The sequence below is a fragment of the Hymenobacter coccineus genome (assembly GCF_001816125.1).
GTDB classification, from domain to species: Bacteria; Bacteroidota; Bacteroidia; order Cytophagales; family Hymenobacteraceae; genus Hymenobacter; species Hymenobacter coccineus.
In genome coordinates this window covers 1-6008 of sequence record NZ_MDZA01000137.1, presented here as the reverse complement: position 1 = coordinate 6008, position 6008 = coordinate 1, and the positions used below count along the sequence as shown (strand labels likewise).

Genomic DNA, 6008 nt, shown 5'->3' with positions numbered 1-6008 from the left:
CCCGGCCCGACTCGGTGTACCTGGCCGGCTACCGCGTGCAGGGCGTGGACAGCGCCGCCGCGCCCCGAGCTGGTGCGGCAGATGCAGCTGCGCCCCGGCCGCTTCTACTCGGCGCCGCAGCTCACCAGCGCCATCCGCAACGCGTTTGGTACGCGCCGCTTCCGCAAGATCACCTACGCCCTGCAGCCCGTGCCCGACTCGTCGGCCCGCCTTGTGCTCGACGTGGAGCGCACCCCGCGCGCGTGGGCGTGGGCCTGCACTACAACTCGCTCACTAGCATCGGCCTCATCGGCAGCGTCGCGGCGCAGGATTTGCTGGCCCCGTTTTCGAGCAGCCAGGTGGCGGTGAACATCGGCGAGAACCCGCGGCTGCGCGTTAAGCACCTGCATACCTCACGGCGCGCAAAAACGTGGTGGGCCGCTTCATTGCCCAGGCCGAGCAGGTCAGCATCACCACTTACACCGCCGATTTTGCCAAGGCCGGCCTCTACACCCAGCGCTACGCCACGGCCAGCGCCCAGCTAATGCGGCTGCTGGGCCGCAATAGGGCCCTGGGCGTGGGCACGCGCTACGAGTACGGCCGCTTCCAGCCCGAAATCACGGCCCAGCTCCAGCTCGACGGCCACATTCATCTGCTGAACAACTACTTGACTTTCGAGGAAAACACCCTCAACGCCGTGAGCTACCCCACCCGGGACCGCCGCACGGAGGTAGAGCTGGGCGTGGTGTACCGCCAGCGCCCGAGCTTCCGGCTGCTGAGCGACACCACCTTGCTGGGCACGGAAAACTCGCCCCTGTTTTCCTTCCAGCCCTACGGCCACTACAAGCTGAACCTGGAGCAGTTCCTGCCCCTGGCGCCGCGCGCCACCCTGCTGCTGCAAGCCCAGGCGGGCCTCAACTGGCGCTACCGCCAGGCCATTGCCAACGACTTCGTGGTGGGCGGCCTCAGCACCGTGCTGCGCAACCAAATCACCTTCGCCGGCCTGCCCGAAACTGGCGTGTACACCAACAGCGCCGTGGCCGCGCTGGTGGGCTACCGCTACGGGCTGAGCCCGAAGGTATCCGTCACGGCCAAGGCCAACGCCCTATACCACAGCTTCCTGCGAGAAAACTTCAATTCCCAGCCCGCCAAATTAATCTACGGCGGGACCCTCACCCTGGGCATCAACTCGCTGCTGTGCCCCATCGACGCCAGCCTGATGTACTCCAACGTGTCGAAGCGCATCATCCCCTACTTCAACATCGGCATCCCCTTCGGCTACCGCTAGCCGCGCCGGGGGCCCGGCAGGGCAGAGTATGCTCTTTGAAATCAAGTAGTCAGGCTAAGAGTAACGGGTAGTGGTCCAAAACGGGGTGGTCCGGCGACTTTTTCTGTCGTCGGACCACCCTGACTATGGCCCGGAGCCGCTGCCGAAGCCCCTGTTTATTTGGTAAGAATGGATTTGAATAAGAGTGGCCCGACGACAGAAAAAGTCGCCGGACCACCCCGCTTTAAACCGCCGCCCAACACCGGCTCTCCCCTCCCGGGTGCTACTTGGCGGAGGCTTCCAGGCCCCAGTTGCGGCCTTTTTCTACGGCGGGCACGCCTGTTGAGAGCCACACGGGGGCGGGGGCCCCTTTCAGGTAGTGGTCGAAGAATTGCAGCTCGCGCACGGAAATGTCCTTGCGGTTTTCGCGCTTCACCAGGTTGTGGGCCTCGCCGTTGTATTGCAGCAGCCACACGGGCTTGCCCAGGCGGCGCAGGTCGGTGAACATTTCGATGCCCTGGTACCACGGCACGGCCCCGTCGGCGTCGTTCGACATGATGACGACCGGCGTTTGCACATTAGGCAGCGAAAACAGCGGCGAGTTGCGGATGTAGAGCTCCGGCTTTTCCCAGAGCGTGCCGCCGATGCGGCTTTGGGTGTGCTCGTACTGGAACTGCCGGCTCTGGCCCGATTCCCAGCGGATGCCGCCGTAGGCCGAGGTCATGTTCACGACCGGGGCCCCCGCCCAGGCGGCGGCGTACATGTTGGTTTGGGTGATGAGGTAGGCCACCTGGTAGCCGCCCCAGCTCTGGCCCTGGAGGCCGATGCGGGCCCCGTCGACCCAGCTATTCTTCTTCAAAGCCTCCACGCCCGAGTTCACGAACTCGACCGCCGAGGGCCCCGGCTCGCCGATGGTGTAGCTGATGTCGGGCGTGAAGACGAGGTAGCCGTTGCTGGCAAACAGGGCAATGTCGAGCCGCGAGGGCGTGGGCGCCGGCGCCGTGTACTTATACAAGCCGTCCGACAGCTTTTCGTAGAAGTACACCACCATCGGGTACTTTTTGGCGGGGTCGAAATTCTCGGGCTTGTAGAGCACGCCGGTGGCGGCGTAGCCCTTGGGCGTGGTCCAGTGCGTGAGCTCGGCCGTAAACCAGTTGTAGTCCTTTTGCTGCGCATTAATGCTGCTCAGTTTGGTTTCCTTTTGGAAGTCGCGGCTGGCGTAGAGGTCGGCCGGCTGGGCCACGTTGGCCTTGGTATAAAGATAAACCGGGGCATTTTTGGCCCGCATCAGCGGCGAGTAGCCGTAGGGCCCCAGGGCCAGGCGCTGGGGGGCCCCGGCGGCGGCTATGTTCTTTTTGTAGTAGCCCCACTGCTTGGTGGTTTCGTCCTGCACGAGCAGCATCAGGTCCTCTTTGGGCCCCACAAAGTGCTGCTTCTCCACGGCCATGCGGTAGCGGAAGATGAGCTTGCCGCGCCGCCCCAGGCCGGCGGTGAAATTGGTGGCCGCGCCGGTGGCGGGGTCGATTTTCCAGACGTCGTAGCGGTCGTGCACCAACAGGGCGGCGTCGCCTTCGGTCCAGGCCGCGATGCCGTAGGGCTGGGCGTCGTCGGGCGAGTCGTTCTCCTCGTCGGCCATCGCCACGCCGGTGGCGGCGGTCAGGTTGGTGGTTTTGCGGGTGGCCACGGCATATGAGAACCAGTTTTTCGCCGCGTAGTCGTACCACACCACGTAGCGGCCCAGCGGCGAGAGCTGAAACCGGCTCTTGGCCGCCTTCGGGTTGATGGCGATTCGCTCGCCGGTGCGCGTCGATACCAAATACGCTTGCTTGCGCGTGGTGCCCTCCCACTGCATCGACACGCGCTTGGCGGTGTCGGTCACGGCCAGCACGTACTCGGCGTTGTTCTTTTCGGCCGTGAACGAGTCGCGCAAATACGCGTCCTCCAGCTGCACCACCTTGTTGCCCTGGCGCGGGTAGGCCACGGCTAAGTAGTTGCGCTGCAAGTCCTTCTTCAGGTTTTTCAGCTGCATGGGCTGCAAGTAGTCGTCCTTGTAGTTCCACACGTCGAGCTTGGCCGTTTCGAAGTCCACCAGCGTCGTGTCCTGCGGAATGGGGTCGGGCGCGGTGCCGAAAAATAGCTTCTCGCCGTTGTCGCTGAAGAGCACCTTGCCGAAGCCACTCGGCGACCAGCCCGCTGGCAGGCCCGCGCCGCCGGGGGCCAGCACCAGCCGGGCGCTGTCGCCGCGGAAGTCGGAATAGTACAAGCTAAAGGGCTTGACCAGCGCTTTTTCGGGGTGCTTTTCGGCCGTGAAGGCCAGCTGCTGGCCCGCGTCGTCGAAGGCCAGGTTCTTGTACACGCCCTTGCCGGCGCTGAGTTGGCGCACGCTGTTCGCGGCCAAATCGTACACGAACAGGCCCGATTTTACGTCCGGGTCCTTGTTGCCCTTGGGCGCGGCCACGGCAAACGCCACCTTGTTGCCCGGCTTGCTCACCTGGTAATCGGTCACGGCCGCGAAGGTGCGGCGGCGGCCCGTCAGCAGGTTCAGCACCGTCAGCTGGGCCCCTTCCTTGTTGGTTTGCAGCAGCCGGTCAGTGATTTTCTTGACCGTATCGACCGGCGCTTTTTTTAGCGAGTCCTTCACCGCGGGCTTGCTGGCCAAGAAGGCCAGCACCGACGCCTCCTCGGCCAGCCGGAACGATTTCACGTCGGCGTATTTGGTGAGCTGGCCCGTGCCCAGGGCCACCACGCCCAGCGAGTCCTTGGGCATTTGGTCGGGCTTTTTCTTCTTGATTTTGGCCTGGCGCACGTCCTGGTAGCGCGGCTTGATGGCGAACACGGCAAACTTGGCGTCGGCCGTGAACAAGGCCGAATCGCCGCGGCTCACCTGGCGCAGGGCCCGGCCGGCCGCCGTTTTCAGGTACAGCGTGCCGTCGCCCTGCTGGGGCTTCACCTCGAAGAGCACGTACTTGCCGTTGTTGCTAATGCGCGGATGGGCCACGCTCTGCCACTGGTCGTACACGGTGTGGTCGAGCGGCTTTTTGGGCGTGGGCTGCGCGTGCAGGGCCCCGGGGCCAGCCAGGCACGCGAGAAGCAGGAGAGATTTACGCATGCGGAGAGTTACTAATTGTCGATTGCTCGATGTCAGTTGCTGGTTAGGAGTTGACTAACAACCGGCAACTATTTATTGTAAGCGCCACCAGGCCAAAGACGGGCCCGGACGGCCGGAACTGCGCGGCCGGAACTGCGCGGCCGGGGCCCTACCGGCCCGCCAGCTTCAGGTCAAGCTGCTGCACGCGGGCCGGGTTTTCGGGCGAGAGGGTGAAAAACACGTCGATGGTGCCCCGCTCGCCCACCAGTTGGAAGCGGCCGCGGAGCTGGTTTTCCGGCACCAGGGGCCCCACCGCCGTGATGGCGCCGGCCTGCGCAAACAGCGCCTGTGCGGTCTGCCGGCGCGTGGCCACGTCTTGGTCGAGGAAGAAGTTTTCGGCGAAAACCGCGTTGCCGACGGCCGCGTCTAGGCCGAAGCCGGGCAGCAAGCGGGCCAGCTCGGCCTGGCGCTGCGCCAGGATGGGCGAGGCGGCCACCGGGCGCGGCCGCAGCCTAGCCAGCGCCACCAGCGTGTCCAGGGCCCCGAAGTTGGCGATGGTGGGCGCGGCGTAGGTTTGGTTGGCGAAGGCCACCACGGCGAGGCCGTAGTCGGGCAGCAGCCACCAGTGCGACCCAAAGCCGGGCAGCCCGCCGCTGTCGGCCCACGTACCGGCGGCGGCGCAATCCTGGGCCGTGCGCAGGCCGTAGCGTAGCCGTGGCCACCGGGCAGGCGCGGCCGCTGGGGTAGCGGAAGGCCGCGTTTAGGCCAGCCGGCGTCCAGGCCTGCTGCGCCTCGCGCACCGAGCTGCGCCGCACGGGCCCGGTTTCGGGCCCCGGGCGCGCCGGCCATGCCGCCGCTTGAAACGCCAGGTACTTAGCAAAATCCTCGACCGAAGTGAGCAGCCCGCCCAGCGCCGCAAACGACTCGCCATCGGGCAGCAGCGCCTCCTCTTGCCAGGCGTCGCCGGCCGGGCGGTAGCCGTGCGCGAGCAGGGCCCCGGGCACCTGGCGGTAGTCCCAGTAGGTGTGGGCCATGCCCAGGGGCCGCAAAATGTTGGCCGTGATGTAGGCCTGAAACGGCTGGCCGGCCACCGTGCTCACGAGGCGGCCCAGCAGCGCAAACGCCAGGTTGCTGTATTCGTAGGCCACGCCCGGTGCGTTGGCCGCCGACACGCCCCGGCTGAGCAGGGCCCGCAAATCTGCGTCGGGGCGGCCCATTTGGCGGTCGCCCCAGGGGTTGTCTTCGGGCAGGCCGGCGTTGTGGCTCAGCAGCTGGCGGATGGTGATGGGCGGCGCGTCGGCGGGGGCCCCGGCCAATAGCGGCGGGTGGGCCTTCAGCTCGGGCAGGTACTTTTCGGCGGGGTCGTCGAGGCGCAGGCGGCCGGCGTCGCGCAGGCGCAACACGGCCAGCGCCACGAAGCTCTTGGTCATGCTGGCGATGCGGAACACAGCCTGCGGCCCGGCGGGCGCTTGAGTGGACACGTTGGCGTAGCCCACGGCCCCGGTGTGCACCAACTGGCCGTCCACCACCAGGCCGTAGGCCAGGCCGGGCACGTGCTGCCGGGCCGCGTAATCGGCGTACAATTTATCGAGCACCGGAAACGCCGCCGCGATGCGCGCGGCCCGCCCGGCGTCGGGGCGCCGGCGGGGGCCGCGCTTGGGGGGCCCCCGGCAG

Annotated in this window: 5 protein-coding genes; 2 read left to right on the top strand and 3 right to left on the bottom strand. The window is 66.5% G+C overall.

The window, feature by feature from the left end; translation table 11 throughout:
• Both BEN49_RS26755 and BEN49_RS09955 read left to right on the top strand, forming a co-directional pair.
• Window positions 1-348: hypothetical protein (locus tag BEN49_RS26755; RefSeq protein ID WP_204376082.1), on the top strand; the 348-nt coding region annotated here is incomplete at its 5' end.
• Window positions 349-409: 61 nt separating this feature from the next.
• Window positions 410-1267 carry a hypothetical protein gene (locus BEN49_RS09955; protein WP_070742878.1) on the top strand — a complete coding sequence of 286 codons (858 nt, stop codon included), beginning with the start codon at window positions 410-412 and terminating at the stop codon, window positions 1265-1267.
• Between the two features lie 262 nt (window positions 1268-1529).
• Here the strand turns inward: BEN49_RS09955 and BEN49_RS09950 are convergent, their stop codons facing one another.
• The 3 genes from BEN49_RS09950 to BEN49_RS09940 all read right to left on the bottom strand — a co-directional run.
• Entirely contained in the window at window positions 1530-4355 is a 2826-nt protein-coding gene (locus tag BEN49_RS09950) for a S9 family peptidase (RefSeq protein WP_070742876.1), read from the bottom strand.
• A gap of 148 nt (window positions 4356-4503) precedes the next feature.
• Window positions 4504-4929, bottom strand: a complete 426-nt coding sequence (locus BEN49_RS27405; RefSeq protein WP_070742875.1) for a hypothetical protein — start codon at window positions 4927-4929, stop codon at window positions 4504-4506.
• Window positions 4847-6008, bottom strand: a 1162-nt coding sequence (locus BEN49_RS09940; protein ID WP_141765639.1) for a serine hydrolase domain-containing protein, incomplete at its 5' end; no start/stop codon positions are given. The genes BEN49_RS27405 and BEN49_RS09940, both read right to left, overlap by 83 nt.